The sequence below is a fragment of the Arthrobacter sp. FW306-07-I genome (assembly GCF_021800405.1).
Taxonomy (GTDB): domain Bacteria; phylum Actinomycetota; class Actinomycetes; order Actinomycetales; family Micrococcaceae; genus Arthrobacter.
On the sequence record NZ_CP084550.1, the window covers coordinates 1,729,145 to 1,746,969 of the forward strand.

15 protein-coding genes and 1 tRNA gene are annotated in these 17,825 nt (G+C 66.3%); 9 read left to right on the forward strand and 7 right to left on the reverse strand.

From position 1 onward, the window contains the following. The first annotated feature begins 4 nt into the window (after positions 1 to 4). Positions 5 to 1,552 carry a ribosome biogenesis GTPase Der gene (der, locus tag LFT46_RS07955; protein ID WP_236801997.1) on the forward strand — a complete coding sequence of 516 codons (1,548 nt, stop codon included), beginning with the start codon at positions 5 to 7 and terminating at the stop codon, positions 1,550 to 1,552. A 136-nt stretch (positions 1,553 to 1,688) separates the two neighbouring features. Next, positions 1,689 to 1,762 (forward strand) — tRNA-Pro (locus tag LFT46_RS07960). 184 nt (positions 1,763 to 1,946) lie between these two features. On the opposite strand, the gene LFT46_RS07965 is transcribed toward LFT46_RS07960, so the two are convergent. After that, positions 1,947 to 3,554, reverse strand: a complete 1,608-nt coding sequence (locus LFT46_RS07965) for a polysaccharide deacetylase family protein (protein ID WP_236821766.1) — start codon at positions 3,552 to 3,554, stop codon at positions 1,947 to 1,949. Between the two features lie 115 nt (positions 3,555 to 3,669). After that, positions 3,670 to 4,539 (reverse strand): Fpg/Nei family DNA glycosylase, encoded by an 870-nt coding sequence (locus tag LFT46_RS07970; protein ID WP_236821767.1) that lies wholly within the window; start codon positions 4,537 to 4,539, stop codon positions 3,670 to 3,672. A 167-nt stretch (positions 4,540 to 4,706) separates the two neighbouring features. Between LFT46_RS07970 and gcvH the strand changes: the two genes are divergently transcribed. The 5 genes from gcvH (at position 4,707) to LFT46_RS07995 (ending at position 7,797) form a co-directional block, all read left to right on the forward strand. After that, entirely contained in the window at positions 4,707 to 5,093 is a 387-nt protein-coding gene (gene gcvH, locus LFT46_RS07975) for a glycine cleavage system protein GcvH (RefSeq protein ID WP_018763524.1), read from the forward strand. Between the two features lie 157 nt (positions 5,094 to 5,250). Next, positions 5,251 to 5,727: an FHA domain-containing protein gene (locus LFT46_RS07980; RefSeq protein ID WP_236802000.1), complete on the forward strand. Its 477-nt coding sequence runs from the start codon at positions 5,251 to 5,253 to the stop codon at positions 5,725 to 5,727. A gap of 23 nt (positions 5,728 to 5,750) precedes the next feature. Then, positions 5,751 to 6,467: a transcriptional regulator FtsR gene (gene ftsR, locus LFT46_RS07985; RefSeq protein ID WP_018763526.1), complete on the forward strand. Its 717-nt coding sequence runs from the start codon at positions 5,751 to 5,753 to the stop codon at positions 6,465 to 6,467. Beyond that, on the forward strand, positions 6,467 to 6,970 hold the full coding sequence (locus LFT46_RS07990) for a bifunctional nuclease family protein (protein ID WP_056331728.1): 504 nt from the start codon (positions 6,467 to 6,469) through the stop codon (positions 6,968 to 6,970). Before ftsR ends, LFT46_RS07990 begins: the two co-directional genes overlap by 1 nt. Positions 6,971 to 7,203: 233 nt before the next feature. Further along, the gene (locus tag LFT46_RS07995; protein ID WP_142134380.1) at positions 7,204 to 7,797 is read left to right on the forward strand and encodes a MerR family transcriptional regulator; all 594 of its coding nucleotides are present in this window, start codon (positions 7,204 to 7,206) and stop codon (positions 7,795 to 7,797) included. Positions 7,798 to 7,894: 97 nt separating this feature from the next. Here LFT46_RS07995 and LFT46_RS08000 read toward each other — a convergent pair whose 3' ends face one another. Continuing rightward, positions 7,895 to 8,713: a ParA family protein gene (locus LFT46_RS08000; protein WP_236802001.1), complete on the reverse strand. Its 819-nt coding sequence runs from the start codon at positions 8,711 to 8,713 to the stop codon at positions 7,895 to 7,897. A 302-nt stretch (positions 8,714 to 9,015) separates the two neighbouring features. Between LFT46_RS08000 and LFT46_RS08005 the strand changes: the two genes are divergently transcribed. Beyond that, positions 9,016 to 12,414 (forward strand): pyruvate carboxylase, encoded by a 3,399-nt coding sequence (locus LFT46_RS08005; protein WP_236821768.1) that lies wholly within the window; start codon positions 9,016 to 9,018, stop codon positions 12,412 to 12,414. 60 nt (positions 12,415 to 12,474) lie between these two features. On the opposite strand, the gene LFT46_RS08010 is transcribed toward LFT46_RS08005, so the two are convergent. Beyond that, positions 12,475 to 14,283, reverse strand: a complete 1,809-nt coding sequence (locus LFT46_RS08010) for an AMP-dependent synthetase/ligase (RefSeq protein WP_236802003.1) — start codon at positions 14,281 to 14,283, stop codon at positions 12,475 to 12,477. A gap of 170 nt (positions 14,284 to 14,453) precedes the next feature. Between LFT46_RS08010 and LFT46_RS08015 the strand changes: the two genes are divergently transcribed. Further along, positions 14,454 to 15,542 (forward strand): ROK family glucokinase, encoded by a 1,089-nt coding sequence (locus tag LFT46_RS08015; protein ID WP_236821769.1) that lies wholly within the window; start codon positions 14,454 to 14,456, stop codon positions 15,540 to 15,542. 76 nt (positions 15,543 to 15,618) lie between these two features. On the opposite strand, the gene LFT46_RS08020 is transcribed toward LFT46_RS08015, so the two are convergent. The 3 genes from LFT46_RS08020 to LFT46_RS08030 are packed head-to-tail and all read right to left on the reverse strand — an operon-like array spanning position 15,619 to position 17,763. Continuing rightward, the gene (locus LFT46_RS08020; protein ID WP_236802005.1) at positions 15,619 to 16,185 is read right to left on the reverse strand and encodes a hypothetical protein; all 567 of its coding nucleotides are present in this window, start codon (positions 16,183 to 16,185) and stop codon (positions 15,619 to 15,621) included. Beyond that, on the reverse strand, positions 16,172 to 16,978 hold the full coding sequence (locus tag LFT46_RS08025; protein ID WP_236802006.1) for an alpha/beta hydrolase: 807 nt from the start codon (positions 16,976 to 16,978) through the stop codon (positions 16,172 to 16,174). The genes LFT46_RS08020 and LFT46_RS08025 overlap by 14 nt, the downstream gene beginning before the upstream one ends. Next, complete coding sequence (locus tag LFT46_RS08030; RefSeq protein WP_236821770.1) at positions 16,975 to 17,763, reverse strand: alpha/beta hydrolase; 789 nt, start codon at positions 17,761 to 17,763, stop codon at positions 16,975 to 16,977. The genes LFT46_RS08025 and LFT46_RS08030 overlap by 4 nt, the downstream gene beginning before the upstream one ends. Between the last annotated feature and the right edge of the window lie 62 nt (positions 17,764 to 17,825).

Genomic DNA, 17,825 nt, shown 5'->3' on the forward strand with positions numbered 1-17,825 from the left:
TGCAATGAGCGACACCACCCAGACTTCCGGGCCTTCCAGCGCCGACGACGACTACAGGCCCACGGGCACCGACCAAGTTGCCGAACGGCTGGCAGCGATTGACGACGACGAAGCGGAGCTGCGTGCCGCTTCCCTCCGGGCCGGCCTGGAGGACTACGAGCTTGACGAGGACGACGCCGCCCTGCTGAGCGGCGAGTATGGCGACGAGGACTTTGAGGGCCCCCTCAAGCTGGATCCCGTCCTGGCCATCATCGGCCGGCCGAACGTCGGCAAGTCCACCTTGGTGAACCGCATCCTGGGCCGCCGGGAGGCGGTAGTGGAGGACACCCCCGGCGTCACCCGCGACCGCGTGATGTACTCCGCGCAGTGGAACGGCCGCAACTTCACCCTGGTGGACACCGGCGGGTGGGAGCATGACGCCCGCGGCATCCACGCCCGGGTTGCCGAACAGGCCGAGATGGCAGTGGAACTCGCCGACGCCGTGCTGTTCGTGGTTGACTCCGCGGTGGGTGCCACCGCCACGGACGAAGGCGTCATGAAGATGCTCCGCCGGAGCAAGAAGCCGGTCATCATGGTGGCCAACAAGGTGGACGACTTTGCCCAGGAAGCCGACAGCGCCGCGCTGTGGGGCTTGGGTTTCGGCGAGCCCTACCCGGTTTCGGCCCTGCACGGCCGCGGGGTTGCCGACCTCCTGGACCACGTCATGGACGTGCTGCCCGAGTTCTCCACCATCGAAGGCGTGGAGCGCTCCGGCGGCCCCCGCCGCGTGGCCCTCATCGGACGCCCCAACGTGGGCAAGTCCTCCCTGCTGAACAAGCTCGCCGGATCCGAACGCGTGGTGGTGGACAACACGGCCGGCACCACCCGGGACCCCGTGGACGAATTCATCGAGCTCGGCGGCCGCACCTGGCGCTTCGTGGATACGGCCGGCATCCGCCGCCGACAGCACATGGCCCAGGGCGCGGACTACTACGCCTCCCTCCGGACGCAGTCCGCGCTCGAGAAGGCGGAGGTCGCCGTCGTGCTCCTGGCCGTGGACGAGGTCCTCAGCGAACAGGACGTCCGCATCCTCCAGCTGGCCATCGAGTCCGGGCGCGCACTGGTTTTGGCCTTCAATAAGTGGGATCTGCTCGACGACGAACGCCGCCGCTACCTGGAGCGCGAGATCGAGCAGGACCTGGCGCACGTTGACTGGGCTCCGCGCGTCAACATCTCGGCAAAGACCGGCTGGCACAAGGACCGACTGGTTCCTGCCCTGGACCTGGCCCTGGAGAACTGGGACCGGCGCATTGCCACCGGGCGCCTGAATGCCTTCCTCGGCGAGCTGGTGGCCGCGCACCCGCACCCGGTCCGCGGCGGCAAGCAGCCGCGCATCCTCTTCGGTACCCAGGCCTCCAGCCGGCCGCCGAAGTTTGTGCTGTTCACCACCGGATTCCTGGACCCCGGGTACCGCCGGTTCATCACGCGCCGGCTGCGCGAAACCTTCGGGTTCGAAGGCACGCCCATCGAGGTCAGCATGCGCGTGCGTGAAAAGCGCAGCCGGAAGCGTTAATTGCGACACACCTTGGGGCTGATCGCCGGAAAGTGTCACAGGCACCCCTCCGGATCGTGTAAGCTCTTCTAGGTGGTTCGGCCGGACTGCTGATGAAAACCTTCGGGTTGGGATCAGCGGAGAACGGCGGAACCAGCGGGCTGTAGCGCAGCTTGGTAGCGCACTTGACTGGGGGTCAAGGGGTCGCAGGTTCAAATCCTGTCAGCCCGACCGAAGAGCGGAAAGCGCCGGAGAATTTCTCCGGCGCTTTCCGCTTTTTTGGCTTCGAAATCATTTTTGGCCGCGCACCTTCCGCCGGACAAAGCACCCTCGACCGGACAAAGCACCCTGGAGCCCGGGGGTGATCTGTCCGGGTGGGGGTGTTCTTTGCCGGACGTAGCGGGCACAGGGCCAGCTAGCCGAGGGCGGCATCCAGGGTGACGAAGCCGTAGCCTGCCGCCCGGAGCTGGGAGATCACCTGGGGGAGGGCCGCGGCGTCGAGTGTTGAGCCGTCGTCGGGGTTCGAGCCGAGGTGCATCAGGATGATCTCCCCGGGCTGCGCGGATGCCATGACACGCTGCACGACGAAGTCCGGACCGCGCGTTCCATTCATGCTGCCTTGCCAGCCCAGGGTATCGACGGTCCACCGGATCGCCGCGTAGCCTGCGGCGTCGACGTCCGTGATCGTGCGGCCATCACGGGCCCCATACGGGAAGCGGAAGAACGGGAGGGGGTCGCCTCCGGCAGCCTCGATGGTCCTCTGCGCGCTGTTGATCTCGGCAGCGATCTGGGCGTCGGTCAGGGTGGTGAAGTCTGGGTGGGTCATGGAGTGATTTCCAATCCGATGTCCCGCGTTGTAGATCAGCGCCGGGTCGGAGGGGAACTGGTTGACCCAGTCTCCGGTGAGGAAGAACGTACCTGGGACGCCATTGGCTGCGAGGGTGGCGAGGATCGATCGGAGGGCGGCGTCGTTGGCCCCGGCGTCGAACGTGAGCGCGGCAATCTTCTGCGTGGTCGGAATGCGCTCGAGGTCCACGCCCCGGAGCGCTGACGGGAAGCTGGTGTAGACGACCTCGGTCCTGCCACTGGCTGCGTGCCACAGGATCGATCCCTGCTGGAAGTCGTTGCGGCGCCCGCCCGTGATGCCGTACTCGCCGCTGGTCGGGTAGCCGAGCCGGCTGCGCTCCCAACCCAGGACTGCCCACTGGGCCCGGATAGCCCCGTACACCTCGTGGGCTCCGGTGCCGGGGCTCCAGTAGACCGTGCCGCGCTCGAAGTCGTTGTATTGGCCACTGCCGCCGGGAGTGGCGGTCTCGTCGGTGAGCGGGAAGCCCAGGTAGCCGCCCGGTCCGCCGAATGCGAGGTATTCACCGCGGATGGCCCCGTGCACCTCGTGTGCTCCGGTGCCGGGGCTCCAGTAGACCGTGCCGCGCTCGAAGTCGTTGTATTGGCCACTGCCGCCGGGAGTGGCGGTCTCGTCGGTGAGCGGGAAGCCCAGGTAGCCGCCCGGTCCGCCGAATGCGAGGTATTCACCGCGGATGGCCCCGTGCACCTCGTGTGCTCCGGTGCCGGGGCTCCAGTAGACCGTGCCGCGGGCGAAGTCGTTGTATCGGCCCGGCACGCCCGCGGTGGCCGTCTCATCCGCCAGGGGAAAGCCAAAGAACCCGGCGGGGCCGCCCAGTGCGAGATAACGTGCGCGGATGGCCCCGTGCACCTCGTGTGCTCCGGTGGCGGGGCTCCAATAGATCGTGCCGGCGGTGTAGTCCTGGGCGCGACCTCCAGCGATGTCATACGTGCCGCCGATTGCCGCGCCGAGGAATGATGCGCTGCCGCCGAGCTGCTCATAGTGCTGGGCGATCGCGTCGTCGCCGGCCTGCTCAGCGACTATCGAAGACGGAAGGCTCCGGTGCGCAGCCACTGCCGGCGTGGCGGCAACGGGCTGCGCCAATGCGGTGCCCCCAAGACCACCGCCGAGGGCGAGGGCCAAGGCCATTCCGGGAACGGCGAATCGAGACCGGCGCATTGTGGCCCCTTTGAGCTGATCGAGACTTCTGAGCCTTGATCAAGACGCTACACACCAGGGGCGCACCCGGGCAGGACCGGAAGTCCCGAATCGCAACTTCGGGCGCCGGATCTTCCTATTTCAGGAACTTCGATGTCCTGCGGTCAGCCAGAATCTTGCCTTTGGTCTGGCACGTGGGGCAGTACTGCAGGGCCGTGTCCGCGAACGACACCTCCCGGACGGTGTCCCCGCAGACAGGGCAGGGCTGGCCGGCACGGGCGTGCACGCGCATGTGGCTGCGCTTGACGTCCTTAAGGTCCTTGGGAGGCTTGCCGCGGGCCTCTGCCAGCGCTTCGCCCAACACGCTGTGGATGGCGTCGTACAGCACTTGCACGGTGTCCCGGTCCAGGGACTTTGCGGTGGCAAAGGGCGAGATCCGTGCGGCATGCAGGATTTCGTCGCTGTAGGCGTTGCCGATGCCGGCAATGACGCTCTGGCTGCGCAGGAGGCCCTTGATCTGGTGTGAACTGCCGGCCAGGATCTCAGCCAGCATGTCGGCGTCGAACGCCTCGGTAAAAGGATCGGGCCCCAGCGTGGCGATGCCGGGCACCTCCTGCGGATCCCGCACCACATAGACGGCCAGGCTCTTCTTGGTGCCCGCCTCGGTCAGGTCCAGCCCACGGGGCCCCTCGGGGCCCGAGAAGGCACACCGCACCGCTATGAGGCCCTTGCCCATTCGGAGCTGGCTGTCGGCAGGGGAGTCCGTGAAACGCACCCAGCCTGCCCGCGCCAGGTGGAACACCAGCGATATGCCATCCGTGTCGATGCTGATGAACTTGCCGAACCTCCGCACGCCTGACACGGTACGTCCCTCGATCGCGTTGAAGGGCGGATCCGCCGTCTTAAGCACGGCAAAGGAGACGATCTGCAGTTTGGTGACCACGCAGCCCCGCAGTTGTTCATCCAGGAACCCGGCGAGGCCGGCGACTTCAGGCAGTTCCGGCATGGCCTACCCGCCCGGTTCCATGGGTGCTGCACCGATGCTTGCATTCATGGCCCCATCTTGTCAGAAAGCCCCCGTGCCGGCCCCGGCAGTTATGCCTATACTTTCAGCGGCGGCCCGTTTTGCGGGCCCCTTTTGACATTGGCGCGTACCCCGATGAAAGGCCCCCCATGAGCAACATTCCCGAAGACCTGTCCTACACCGCGGAACATGAGTGGGTCACGGCCCCCAATGCCGACGGCGTGGTCCGCGTGGGAATCACCGACTTTGCCCAGGACGCCCTTGGAGATGTCGTTTACGCCCAGATGCCCGAAGTGGGCACAAAGATTACGGCAAACGAAGTGGTGGGCGAAGTGGAGTCCACCAAGAGCGTGAGCGATATTTACGCGCCCGTTTCCGGGGAAGTCGTGGCCCGGAACGACTCGCTGGACAGCGATTCTGCACTGATCAACACTGATCCCTACGGTGATGGCTGGCTCATCGAGGTCAAACTCGCCGAACCTGACGCCGTTGAGTCTTTGCTCAGTGCATCCGAGTACGAACAGCAGGTAGGCTAAAGCTAACCGGTAATTCCGGTCCGGCCCCGCGCCGCAGGCAATGCGTCTCCGCACGTCAAAGCCGGGAACGGGAGCCGGTGCCGGACCTGCTGGCAGGGCCGGCAGAGCAAACGTTGGTTGCGGGTTTGGTGCCCGCAACGTCTAAGAGGAGGAATCCATGGCTGGCCACAGACACAACCCTGCCGATGGGGATTACGGCACGGGTGCGGCTAGGGCGTCGGAGACCACCTCGATCCATCTCACCCCGGTCACCGACGAACCCACCATCACTCCCAGGCTGTCCTCGGACGAGCGCAACTCCGTTGAGGCCCTGCCCGCAGGTTCGGCGCTGCTCGTGGCCCACAGCGGTCCGAACGCAGGTGCCCGGTTCCTGCTGGACTCGGATGTGACCACCGCAGGACGCCACCCGGATGCGGACATCTTCCTGGACGACGTCACGGTGTCGCGCCGCCACGTCGAATTCCGGCGCACCGCGCGCAGCTTCGAAGTGGTGGACAAGAACAGCCTCAACGGCACCTACGTCAACCATGACCGTGTGGACCGCGTCGAGCTGAAGTCCGGCAGCGAAGTCCAGATCGGCAAGTTCCGCCTCACCTTCTACCTGAGCCCTGCCACGGCTGCAGGCCGCAGCTGACCCGGGGACCGCTGCCTGTGGCAATGGCACAACCGGAACGCCGGGGCCCCCAGGTCCTCAACATTGGCGAAGTCCTCGCCCAGCTGAGCGCCGACTTCCCGGGCATGACCGCGTCGAAGATCCGGTTCCTTGAAGAAAAGGGACTCATCAACCCGCGGCGCACTCCTGCCGGCTACCGCCAGTATTCGGATGGCGACGTGGAGCGGCTGCGCTTTGTGCTGGCCCTGCAGCGGGACCAGTACCTGCCCCTGAAAGTCATCAAGGACTACCTTGATGCCATCGACAGGGGAGAGCGCCCGGAGAACCTGCCGCCCGGCGTCGTGGTTTCGCCACGCATCGTCTCCGACGAACTGGCTGCCGAGCTGCAGAACCGCGGCCGGAAGCTCAGTGAGGAGCAGCTCCGCACCGAATCCGGAGCCAGCGTTCCCCTGCTGCAGTCACTCTTGAGTTTCGGCCTCATCAGCCACAGCAACGGCCAGTTCGACGAGCACGCCCTCCAGGTTGCCCGCGCCTGTGTCCAGCTGGAAAGCCACGGCCTGGAACCCCGGCACTTGCGGCCGTTCCAGGCGGCGGCCGAACGGGAATTCGGCCTGGTGGAACGTGCGGTCGCGCCGCTTGCCTCCCGCAAGGACTCGGCATCCCAGGCACGGGCAGCGGAGGCTGCCCGCGAAATCAGCGACCTCTGCCTCACCCTGCACAGGGCCCTGGTGCAGGACCACATCTCACGCATGGACATCTGATGATCGAAGTCGAGATTGTTGGCGTTCGCATCGAACTGCCTTCCAACCAGCCGCTGGTCCTGCTCAAGGAGATGCACGGCGAACGCCACGTGCCCATCTGGATCGGCACCCCGGAAGCCAGCGCCATCGCCCTGGCCCAGCAGGGCGTGGTCCCGCCCCGGCCCATGACCCATGACCTGCTCGTGGACGTTGTGGAGTCTCTGGGCCACTCGGTGGTCAGCGTCAACATCGTGGCCGTGGAGGACAACATCTTCTATGGGCAGTTGCAGTTCGAAAATGGAACTACGGTCAGCTCGCGCGCTTCGGACGCGCTTGCGGTGGCACTGCGCGCCAAGTGCCGGATCTGGTGCGCCGATTCGGTGATGGATGAGGCGGGAGTCCGCATCACCGAACATGACGAGGGGGAGGACGCCGAGCCCGGCCCCACCGTCGATGAGGAGCGCGAACTGCGCCGTTTCCGGGAGTTCCTGGACGACGTGGAACCCGAGGATTTCGACGGCTAAGGTCACGTTAAGGTTAAAGTTAAGCCTGAAACTTTCGACACGCCTCTTCCAAGCCCCGAAGGTCTTTGACCTCGGGACCCGCCGGGCCTAACGTCGAAGTATCAAGTTTCCTTGCTTACGGCAGCCGCGCAGGTCACACTGGAAAGTGCGCCCCGCGGAAAAATTACACGCATGGTCTTCATGCCAATGCAGCCGTATCAGTACCAAGGGAGCGTACGACAAGGAGGATCCAGGTGAGTCCCAAAGGCGAAGCAGGCGGGCTAAAGCAGCCCAAGGCTGGCGTTGCTGTACCCGTAAGTGGTGCCCAGGGCCTCCTGTTCACCGAGGACCTTCCGGTACTGGATGAAGACGCAGGCTACCGCGGGCCTACTGCCTGTAAGGCTGCAGGCATCACCTACCGCCAGCTCGATTACTGGGCCCGTACCGGCCTGGTGGAGCCGGCCGTCCGTGGCGCTGCAGGATCCGGATCCCAGCGGCTGTACGGCTTCCGCGACATCCTGGTGCTCAAGGTGGTCAAGCGGCTCCTCGACACCGGCGTGTCCCTGCAGCAGATCCGTACGGCCGTGGAACACCTGCGCGAGCGCGGGGTGGAGGACCTTGCGCAGATCACGCTCATGAGCGACGGCGCCAGCGTCTACGAATGCACGTCTGCAGATGAGGTCATAGACCTGGTCCAGGGCGGCCAGGGCGTTTTCGGCATCGCGGTTGGGCGCGTATGGCGCGAGGTGGAGGGCAGCCTGGCTTCGCTGCCCAGCGAACACGCCGCGGAGCAATCCTTTCCCGACGATGAACTCAGCAAGCGCAGGGCCGCGCGGAAGATCAGCTGACCCGTAGATCAACGAACCAGGGGCCGTCCTTCATTTGGAGGACGGCCCCTGGACGTTTAAGCGTCGGGTGCGCTGGGAGGTTCTGCCGGCCTGCGGTTCAGCGGGCCCGGCTCCGCAGGCCGCTGCGGGAGGCCATCAGGTTGGATAAAAGGTCGTCAAACAGGCCGGCGGCGGACTTGGCCGAATCCCCGGGCCAGTGGTGGACGGGATGGGCGGCGCCTTGGATCTGCTGCCAGTTGGCCTGTTCCGGAATGCGCGGGCTCAGGAGGAGTTCGCCAAACATGGATTCCATTTCGGCAAGCCGGTAGGTGTGCTCCGACGAGCCGCTCCGGACGCGGTTTGCCACGATCCCGGCCGGCGACAGGTTCGGGGCGAACTCCTGCCTGAAGAGCTGGATTGCCCGCATGGTGCGTTCCGTGCCGGCCACCGAGAACAGGCCGGGTTCGGCAACCAGGGCAACCTTGTCGCTGGCGGCCCAGGCCATGCGCGTCAGGCCGTTGAGGGACGGCGGGCAGTCGATCAGCACCAGCTGGTAGTCGTTGGCGCCGGCAAGCACGGCGGAAAGCCGGCGGAGGTCGCGGCGGCCCAGGTCCGGCCGGTCGTAAATCCCGGTGTAGGCGGAGCCGACGGCGACATCCAGGACGGCGGGCCCGGAACCGTTCGTGGGGGTTCGGTCAGCCCAGCTGCTGCGGACCACGTTCTCCGCCAGTTTTGCCCTGCGGGGGCTCTTGAGCATCCTGCCAATATCCAACTGGTCGCCCGGCTGGACGCCCAGGGCGGTGGTGGCGTCGGCATGCGGATCGAGGTCCACCACCAGCGTGCGTACTCCCGCGGCCAGCGCCGCAGACGCCAATCCTGTGGTGACGGAAGTCTTACCGACTCCACCCTTGAGGCTGCTGATGCTGACTACTTGCACTTGAGAGACCAAAACCTAACGCCGGATGCCGTGTTGGGAGTAATGTTTGCCTCGGCAGAGCCGAAGCCGGGCGGTCCTGCCGCCCTACTCATCATATGTTGATGCGTCGGCGAATCCTGCTTTAACGGGCGTCGGCATGCCACCGACTGTGCTGCCGGGGCGGTTTCCGCCAGCCAGGCTGAAAGCGTTCGGGACATGACGGGAAATTCTGTGACCGTGACCACAAAGATTTGTGTTTGTCCTTGTAGGTCCTAGACACTGTGACCACTCATCGATCCACCCAGCAATGATGCAGGAGAAGTATGTTTTCCAAAGTTCTGGTGGCCAACCGCGGTGAAATCGCGATCAGGGCCTTCCGCGCCGGCTACGAGCTGGGCGCCAAGACCGTTGCCGTTTTTCCCCAAGAGGACCGAAACTCAATTCACCGCCAGAAAGCGGACGAGGCCTACCTGATTGGCCAGGAGGGACACCCCGTCCGGGCATACCTTGACGTGGCGGAGGTGGTACGGGTCGCCAAGGAGTCCGGAGCTGACGCCATCTACCCGGGCTACGGCTTCCTCTCGGAAAACCCGGAGCTGGCACGCGCGGCAAAGGAGGCCGGCATCACGTTCGTGGGGCCGCCCGCCGAAGTGCTGGAGCTTGCGGGCAACAAGGTGGCAGCGCTGAAGGCCGCCCGCGAGGCCGGCGTGCCGGTCCTGAAGTCCAGCGAGCCGTCCAAGGACTTGGATGAGCTCCTTGCTGCGGCCGATGAGATCGGCTTCCCAATCTTCGCCAAGGCCGTTGCCGGCGGCGGTGGCCGGGGCATGCGCCGGGTGGATACCCGCGAGGCCCTGCCCGAAGCCCTGCAGTCAGCCATGCGCGAAGCCGACGCCGCCTTCGGTGACCCCACCATGTTTCTTGAGCAGGCAGTCCTCCGGCCGAGGCACATCGAAGTGCAGATCCTGGCGGACGCCGAAGGCAACGTCATGCACCTGTTCGAGCGTGACTGTTCCATCCAGCGGCGGCACCAGAAGGTCATCGAGATCGCTCCCGCCCCCAACCTGGACGACAACATCCGGCAGGCCCTCTACCGGGACGCCGTGAAGTTCGCCCAGGCATTGAAGTATGTCAACGCCGGTACGGTCGAGTTCCTCGTCGACACCGAGGGTGAGCGGGCCGGCCAGCACGTCTTCATCGAAATGAACCCGCGCATCCAGGTGGAGCATACGGTAACCGAGGAAGTCACGGACGTGGACCTGGTCCAGGCCCAGATGCGGATCGCCTCCGGCGAGACCCTCGCCGATCTTGGCCTCTCCCAGGACACGGTCAGGCTTCGCGGCGCAGCCCTCCAGAGCCGCATCACCACGGAGGATCCCGCCAACGGCTTCCGCCCCGACGTCGGAAAGATCACCGGGTACCGCTCGGCCGGCGGCGCGGGTGTCCGGCTTGACGGCGGCACGGTGTACTCCGGGGCCGAGATCAGCCCGCACTTCGACTCCATGCTGGTGAAGCTCACCTGCCGCGGCAGGGATTACCCCACTGCCGTTGCCCGCGCCCGCCGTGCCCTGGCCGAGTTCCGCATCCGTGGCGTCTCCACGAACATCCCCTTCCTCCAGGCTGTGCTGGACGATCCCGACTTCATCGCCGGAGATGTGGCCACCAACTTCATCGACCAGCGCCCGGAGCTGCTCAAGGCCCGGGTATCCGCCGACCGCGGCACCAAGCTCCTCACCTGGCTGGCCGACGTCACCGTGAACAAGCCCAACGGCGACCTGACCGTGCATTCGGATCCCGCGCACAAGCTGCCCGACGTCAAGGACAGGCAGGCAGGACCCGGTTCACGGCAGAAGCTCCTTGAACTGGGGCCGGAAGGCTTCGCCAAGGCATTGCGTGAGCAGAATGCCGTCGCCGTCACCGATACCACTTTCCGCGACGCGCACCAGTCCCTTCTGGCCACCCGCGTCCGCACCCGCGACCTCGTAGCCGCGGGCCCCGCTGTTACGGCGCTCATGCCGCAGCTGCTGTCCGTCGAGGCGTGGGGCGGTGCCACCTATGATGTGGCGCTGCGCTTCCTGGGCGAGGACCCCTGGGACCGGCTGGCAGCCCTGCGCCAGGCCATGCCCAACGTCTGCATCCAGATGCTGCTGCGCGGCCGCAACACGGTGGGCTACACGCCGTACCCGGAAGAAGTCACGGAGGCCTTCGTCAACGAGGCCGCCGCCACCGGCATCGACATCTTCCGCATCTTCGACGCCCTGAACGACGTCAACCAGATGGCTCCAGCCATCCGCGCAGTCCGTGCCACCGGCACCGCCGTGGCGGAAGTGGCGCTGTGCTACACGGGCAACCTGCTGGACCCGGAAGAGAAGCTCTACAATCTGGACTACTACCTTGGGCTGGCGCAGAAGATCGTCGACGCCGGGGCCCACATCCTGGCCATCAAGGACATGGCCGGGCTGCTGCGCCCCGCTGCCGCTGCGAAGCTCGTTGCGGCGCTCCGTGAGCGCTTCGACCTGCCGGTCCACCTGCACACCCACGACACCGCGGGCGGCCAGCTGGCCACCCTGCTGGCTGCTGTCGACGCCGGCGTGGATGCCGTGGACGTGGCCTCCGCATCGCTGGCCGGCACCACCAGCCAAGTGTCGGCGTCGGCCCTTGTTGCTGCCCTGGCCCACACGCCGCGCGATACCGGCCTCAACCTGGACGCCGTCAGCTCGCTCGAGCCGTACTGGGAAGCGGTCCGACGCGTCTATGCCCCCTTCGAGTCGGGCCTGCCCGGCCCCACTGGCCGGGTGTACAAGCACGAGATCCCGGGCGGCCAGCTGTCCAACCTGCGCCAGCAGGCCATGGCCCTGGGCCTGGGGGAGCGGTTTGAAGCGATCGAGGACATGTACACCGCCGCCGACCGCATCCTGGGCCACCTGGTGAAGGTCACGCCGTCCTCCAAGGTGGTGGGTGACCTCGCCCTGCACCTGGTGGGCCTCAACGCCGATCCTGCGGACTTTGAAGCGAACCCGCAGAACTACGACATTCCCGACTCAGTCATCGGCTTCCTCTCCGGCGAGCTCGGTGATCCTCCCGGAGGCTGGCCCGAGCCCTTCCGCACCAAGGCCCTGCAGGGCAGGAGCGTGAAGGTGCGCGACGTCGAGCTGAGCGCCGAGGACAGCGCCGCGTTGAAGTCCGATTCGAAGACCCGCCAGCACACGCTGAACCGGCTGCTCTTCGACGGCCCCACCAAGGACTACCTGAAGAGCGTGGAGACGTACGGCAACATCTCCGTCCTGGATACCCGTGACTACCTGTACGGCCTCCAGCGCGGCACCGAGCACGAGATCCAGCTGGAGCGCGGTGTCCGCCTCATCGCCTCCCTGGAAGCCGTCTCGGAGCCGGACGAAAAGGGGATGCGCACCGTCATGTGCACCCTCAACGGCCAGTCCCGCCCCGTGGTGGTGCGTGACCGGTCCGTGGTGAGCAACGTCAAGGCCGCCGAAAAGGCCGACCCCGCCCAGCCCGGCCAGGTGGCCGCACCGTTCGCCGGCGCCGTTACCGTCACGGTCAAGCCCGGGGACACGGTCAACGCAGGTGACACCGTGGCGACCATCGAGGCCATGAAGATGGAAGCATCCATCACGACGCCGGTAGGCGGCAAGGTTTCCCGCCTCGCCATCTCCGCCGTCGAGCAGGTCCAGGGTGGAGACCTGCTCCTCGTCATCGAGCAGTAAGAAGTTCCAGACACAACGAAAGGGTCCTCCCAAGGCGGGAGGACCCTTTCGTTGTTGTGATCAGGGACGCGGGGCGGAGTACATCTCTTCGATGACCGTTTCGAAGTCCTTCATTACCTGGGCCCTCTTCACCTTCATGGATGGGGTCAGGTGGCCGGAGGCTTCGGTGAAGTCGGCGGGGACGATGCGGAAGGACTTGATGGCCTCAGCCTGGGAAACTGACGTGTTGGCTGCGGTGATCAGGTCCTGGACTGCAGCCTTAACCACGGGGTTTTGTGCTGCCTGCTCCAGCGTGGTGTCTGCGGGAAGGCTGTGGCGCTGGAGCCAGCCCGGCAGGGCTTCCTGGTCCAGGGTGACCAGGGCCCCGATGAAGGGCCTGTTATCCCCTACCACCAGCACCTGCGACACCAAGGCGTCAGCCCGGATCTGGTCTTCGAGCAGGGCGGGAATGACGTTCTTGCCGCCGGCCGTGACGATGATTTCCTTCTTGCGGCCGGTGATCCAGACGAAACCCTCGTCATCCAGCCGGCCGATGTCGCCGGTATGGAACCAGCCGTCAGTGAAGGCTTCCGCGGTAAGGTCATCCCGCTGGTAGTAGCCCCGCATGACGCAGACTCCCTTGGCCAGGATTTCGCCGTCGTCGGCAATCTTCACTGCGTTACCCGGCAGCGGCTTGCCCACCGAGCCGATCTTGATCCGCGATGGGGTGTTCACGGTGATGGGGGCGGTGGTTTCGGTGAGGCCGTAGCCTTCCAGCACCTGCAGGCCGATGCCCTGGAAGAAGTGCCCCAGCCGCTCGCCCAGGGGGCCGCCGCCGGACACCGCGTGTGCCACGTGTCCACCCATGGCGGCACGCAGCTTGCCGTAAACCAGCTTGTCAAACAGCGCATGCCGCAGCTTCAGGCCCAGCCCCACCCGTCCGTCCTGCCGCGCCTTGGAGAAGGCGATGGCGGTTTCGGCGGCGCGGTGGAAGATGGCGCCCTTGCCGCCGTCCTCGGCTTTGGTCAGCGCGGAATTGTAAACCTTCTCGAAGACCCGGGGCACGGCCAGGATGAATGTCGGTTCGTAGCTCTGCAGGTCGGCCAGGAGGTTTTTGATATCCGGGGTGTGGGCCACCGTGGTTCCGGCTGCCATGGCCAGGACCGAGATGAATCGGGCGAACACATGGGCCAGGGGCAGGAACATGATGGTTTTGGCGTTCTCGTGGACAATTTCGCCGATGATGGCCAAGGCGTTGTCCGACAGTTCCACGAAGTTGCCGTGCGTGAGCTCGCAGCCCTTGGGCCGTCCCGTGGTTCCGGAGGTGTAGATGATGGTGGCCACGTCGTGGAGTCCTGCTCCGCTGCGGCGGGACTCGAGCTCTTCGTCGCTGACATCGCGGCCTGCTTCGCGGAGGCTGTCCAGGCCCGTCCCCTCGAGCTGCCACACGTGCTGCACCGCTGTGAGGCCCTCGGCGGTGACGGCCTGGCGGATGACGTTCTCGTGGTGGGCGGATTCGCCGAAAGCGGCAACGGCACCGGAGTCCCCAAGGTTCCAGGCGACCTGGGAGGGGGAGGAGGTCTCATAGATGGGAACAGAAACCGCACCGGCGAACCAGATGGAGAAGTCCACCAGGGACCACTCGTAGCGGGTGCGGGACATGATGCCCACCCGGTCCCCGGCGCCCACTCCGCTGGCGATCAGGCCCTTGGCAAGCGCCCTGACGTCAGCGAGGAACTCCGTGGCGGGGACGTTGCGCCAGGAACCCGCCGGGTCGAGGCGGGAAAACAGTGCCGGGTTGCTGGGCTTGGCCGCCTGCCGCAACACCAGGTCGGTGATGTTGGTTTCCGGCGGGACAACAACCAGGGGCGGAACACTGAATTCGCGCACTATAGCTCCTTTGATATCTGAAGTCCCGCGCAGGGGGTTGCCTAAAGACTAATACCCCGGACGGAACAGTGCAGTATATAAACCTACTGGCGAGTAACTTAGCCGTCAATGCACGTCGTGTGTGGGCCATATGTCAAGACAATCTTGCCGCCCGCTTAGAATGGTGGACTATGTACGGACCGTTGCCCGGCGATCAGGCCGGCCCCCTGAAAAGACCCGCCCCCTGGCGCCGCCGTCCCGCCAGCTACCGTGCCGGACAGCTCCATGGCGGGACCGGTGGACACCTCCGCCTGGGCCGCAAGGGATTGGCCATCGGGATAGATATTGGGGGAACGAAGGTAGCCGCGGGCGTGGTGGACGCCGAAGGCCGGATCCTTAATGAGGCACGCCGCTCCACCCCCGGGACGGATCCCCGTGCTGTGGAACAGGTCATCGTGGAACTGGTGGAGGAGCTCAGCCAGGGGCACCGCATCTGGTCGGTGGGCATCGGCGCCGCCGGGTGGATGGACCTGGCCGGCGGCACCGTCCTCTTCAGCCCGCACCTGGCCTGGCGCAACGAGCCGCTGCGTGCGAACCTCCAGCGGCTCCTCCGCCGGCCGGTACTCCTGACCAACGACGCCGATGCGGCAGCCTGGGCTGAGTGGCGCTTCGGTGCCGGCCAAGGAGAGGACCGGCTGGTCTGCATCACGCTGGGCACCGGTATTGGCGGTGCAATGGTGATGGACGGCAGGGTGGAGCGCGGCCGGTTCGGCGTGGCAGGGGAGTTCGGCCACCAAATCATCATGCCGGGCGGGCACCGGTGCGAATGCGGCAACCGCGGATGTTGGGAACAGTATGCGTCGGGCAATGCCCTGGGCCGCGAAGCGAGGCTGCTGGCCCGGTCCAACTCCCCGGTGGCGCAGGACCTGCTGGCAGCGGTGCATGGACATCCGGAAGCCATTACCGGCGCCATCGTCACCGAGCTGGCACTGGCCGGCGACCGCGCCTCCCGCGAGCTGATCGAGGAAGTCGGCGAATGGCTTGGACTTGGGCTCGCCAATCTGGCGGCAGCCCTGGATCCGGGCCTCTTCGTGATCGGCGGCGGCCTCTGCTCAGCTGGCGACCTGCTGGTGGAACCCGCCCGCAAAGCCTTCGCCCGGAACCTGACGGGCCGTGGCTTCCGCCCGGCTGCCGGAATCGAGCTTGCTGCACTGGGCCCTAGCGCGGGGCTCATTGGGGCGGCGGACCTTTCGCGGGTCAGCAGCCGCGTCCGCAGCTGACCACCGCCTGCTGACACGGCGGGCGACGACTTCGTTGACCACGACTTAGTCGACGACGACGGCGGGCCCGGGGGCGCTACACCCTGGCGCCGTCGTCGTCCCCGTTCTTTTCCTGCGGCAGCTTCATGATCAGGTACACCGTCCCAAGGACGAACGCGGCAACGATGCCGACGATGGCCAGCAGGGGCGCCGTGCGCCAGAACATCGCCGACAACAGCAGCGCCACGGGGCCGCCCACGGCACCGAGCCAGGCCAGCATGGTCAGCGGCTCGGTGCCGGCCAGGCTGGGCGGTTCCTCCGGCACGAACTCTTCGTCGCCATCGTCCACCTCATAGTCCCGGGGACCCTCCGGGGCCCCGCCTGCACCCTGGCCGTCCTCCCCTCCTGCCCCCGCCTGGCGTTCCGCCGGGGACGGCTCGGCAGGGGCAGTCCCCGCCAGACCCAACGGATCGAAGTCGCGGAAGGAGGGAGCCCCCGGTGTTTCCGGGCCAGCTTCCGTCCCGGTGGCCGGCTTTTCCCCGGCGCCCGGGGTGTCGGGGCGTATTGCCACCGTGTCTGACTCAAGCCGTGCCACCAGGTCCAGCCATACGGCGTCGTCCTGGTTGGCCCCCTGGTCAGGCTGTTCCGAGTCAGGCCTGTTCACCGCGCACCTCCTGTCCTGATCCTGCAGGGCTGGCCGTCGTTTGCTTCAGCACGCGCCGGATAAAGTCCACCGAACCCTCGAAGATGCGGTCGGCGTCGTTGTCCAGGGTGGCCACGTGGTAGCTGTTCTCGAGCCGGACCACCTCCAGGGGAGCGTGTACCAGCCCGCGCCGCAGGACGTCCATGCTGGAGTCGGACACGACATGGTCCACGGTGGACCGGTAAACCTGGACGGGCGCCGTGACCCGGGGAAGGAGCCGGACGGTGTCCTTGAACATTTTGTTCAGTTCATGGGCCGCGGCCACGGGCGTACGGGCGTAGGCGCCTTCATCCATGCCCGCTTTCAGGATGTCGTTGCCGATGGACGGGGTACTCTTCAGCACCAGTTTGAGCAGTCCGGCCAACGGTGCCCTGGGATCGTCAATCACCAGGCCTGGGTTCACCAGCAGCACACCGGCCACGGGGCGGGTGGCGGCAAGGCGCAGGGCGAGGGCGCCGCCCATGCTCAGGCCGGCCGCGAAAACCTGGTCGCATTCAGCATCCAGTTCCAGGAAGGCATCATCCAGGGCGCCGTGCCATTGCTGCCACCGGGTGCGTGCAAGATCCTGCCACGTGGTCCCATGCCCGGGCAGCAAAGGCATCCTGACGGCGAAGCCGGCAGCGGCGAATGCCAGGGCCCAGGCGCGAAGGCCATGCGGGCTTCCCGTGAAGCCGTGGGACAGCACTACTCCCGTTCGCGGCCCTTCTCCGCTGAAGGCGCTGCTGAACGGGCTGTGGTCCGGACCGGACGTCATGGCGTCTCCAAAGTAGTGGTGCGGCGGGCATGGGCGGCGAAGAATTCGTCCGACCCCGCGAAGATGGCGGGCGCGTCAACGTCCAGAGTAGCCACATGTCCGCTGCTGGCAAGCTCTTCCACCGCCGCGAGGTTCGCGCCCAACCCCTTCCGCAGCAGGGCCAGGGAGGTGGGCGGCACCACGGCATCGGTGCGCGACTTGAAAACCTGGACGGGAGCATTCACGCTGGGCAGGCCGCGCACGGCTGCGCGGAACAGTTTCTTCAGCTCGTGCACCGCGGACAGCGGAGTCAGAGAGTAGTCGCCGTCATCGGTTGCGGGGGCGCCGGTCTGGTCCTCCTGGAGGGGAACGGTGGTGCGCTGGACATATTTAAGCAGGCCGATGATCCGCACCCGCCAGTCGTAGAAGCTCAAGCCCGGGTTCACCACGCTGACCCCGGCCACTGGATGGCGGGCAGCGGCAAGCAGTGCGATGGCCCCGCCCATCGACAGGCCGGCGGTGAAGCAGGCGTCCGTCCGGCCGGCGAGGTCGAGGAAGGCCTTTTCGTAGCTGCGGTACCAGTCCTTCCAGCCAGTCGAGGCGAGCTGGCGCCAGTCCGTACCGTGCCCCGGGAGAAGGGGGACGGTGACGGCGTACCCCAAGTCCGCAAGGTGCTGCGCCCACGGCATGATGCTCAGCGGGCTGCCCGTAAATCCATGGCACAGGGCCACCCCGATGCGGGCATTAACACCGTGGCCTGGATAGCTGAAAGCGGCCGGACGGGGCGGAATGCTGCTTTCAGTCATGACTCCATCGTGTCACTGTTCCACCCAAATCTCACTAGAGTAGGGTTGCATTGAATCGCTGG

What these genes read in the sequence shown, in the direction of transcription:
- der (WP_236801997.1), top strand. Translation starts at nt 5, where the DNA reads ATGAGCGACACCACCCAGACTTCCGGGCCTTCCAGCGCCGACGACGAC.
- LFT46_RS07965 (WP_236821766.1), bottom strand. Translation starts at nt 3,554, where the DNA reads ATGCGCCGGTCTCGATTCGCCGTTCCCGGAATGGCCTTGGCCCTCGCC.
- LFT46_RS07970 (WP_236821767.1), bottom strand. Translation starts at nt 4,539, where the DNA reads ATGCCGGAACTGCCTGAAGTCGCCGGCCTCGCCGGGTTCCTGGATGAA.
- gcvH (WP_018763524.1), top strand. Translation starts at nt 4,707, where the DNA reads ATGAGCAACATTCCCGAAGACCTGTCCTACACCGCGGAACATGAGTGG.
- LFT46_RS07980 (WP_236802000.1), top strand. Translation starts at nt 5,251, where the DNA reads ATGGCTGGCCACAGACACAACCCTGCCGATGGGGATTACGGCACGGGT.
- ftsR (WP_018763526.1), top strand. Translation starts at nt 5,751, where the DNA reads ATGGCACAACCGGAACGCCGGGGCCCCCAGGTCCTCAACATTGGCGAA.
- LFT46_RS07990 (WP_056331728.1), top strand. Translation starts at nt 6,467, where the DNA reads ATGATCGAAGTCGAGATTGTTGGCGTTCGCATCGAACTGCCTTCCAAC.
- LFT46_RS08005 (WP_236821768.1), top strand. Translation starts at nt 9,016, where the DNA reads ATGTTTTCCAAAGTTCTGGTGGCCAACCGCGGTGAAATCGCGATCAGG.
- LFT46_RS08015 (WP_236821769.1), top strand. Translation starts at nt 14,454, where the DNA reads ATGTACGGACCGTTGCCCGGCGATCAGGCCGGCCCCCTGAAAAGACCC.
- LFT46_RS08025 (WP_236802006.1), bottom strand. Translation starts at nt 16,978, where the DNA reads ATGACGTCCGGTCCGGACCACAGCCCGTTCAGCAGCGCCTTCAGCGGA.
- LFT46_RS08030 (WP_236821770.1), bottom strand. Translation starts at nt 17,763, where the DNA reads ATGACTGAAAGCAGCATTCCGCCCCGTCCGGCCGCTTTCAGCTATCCA.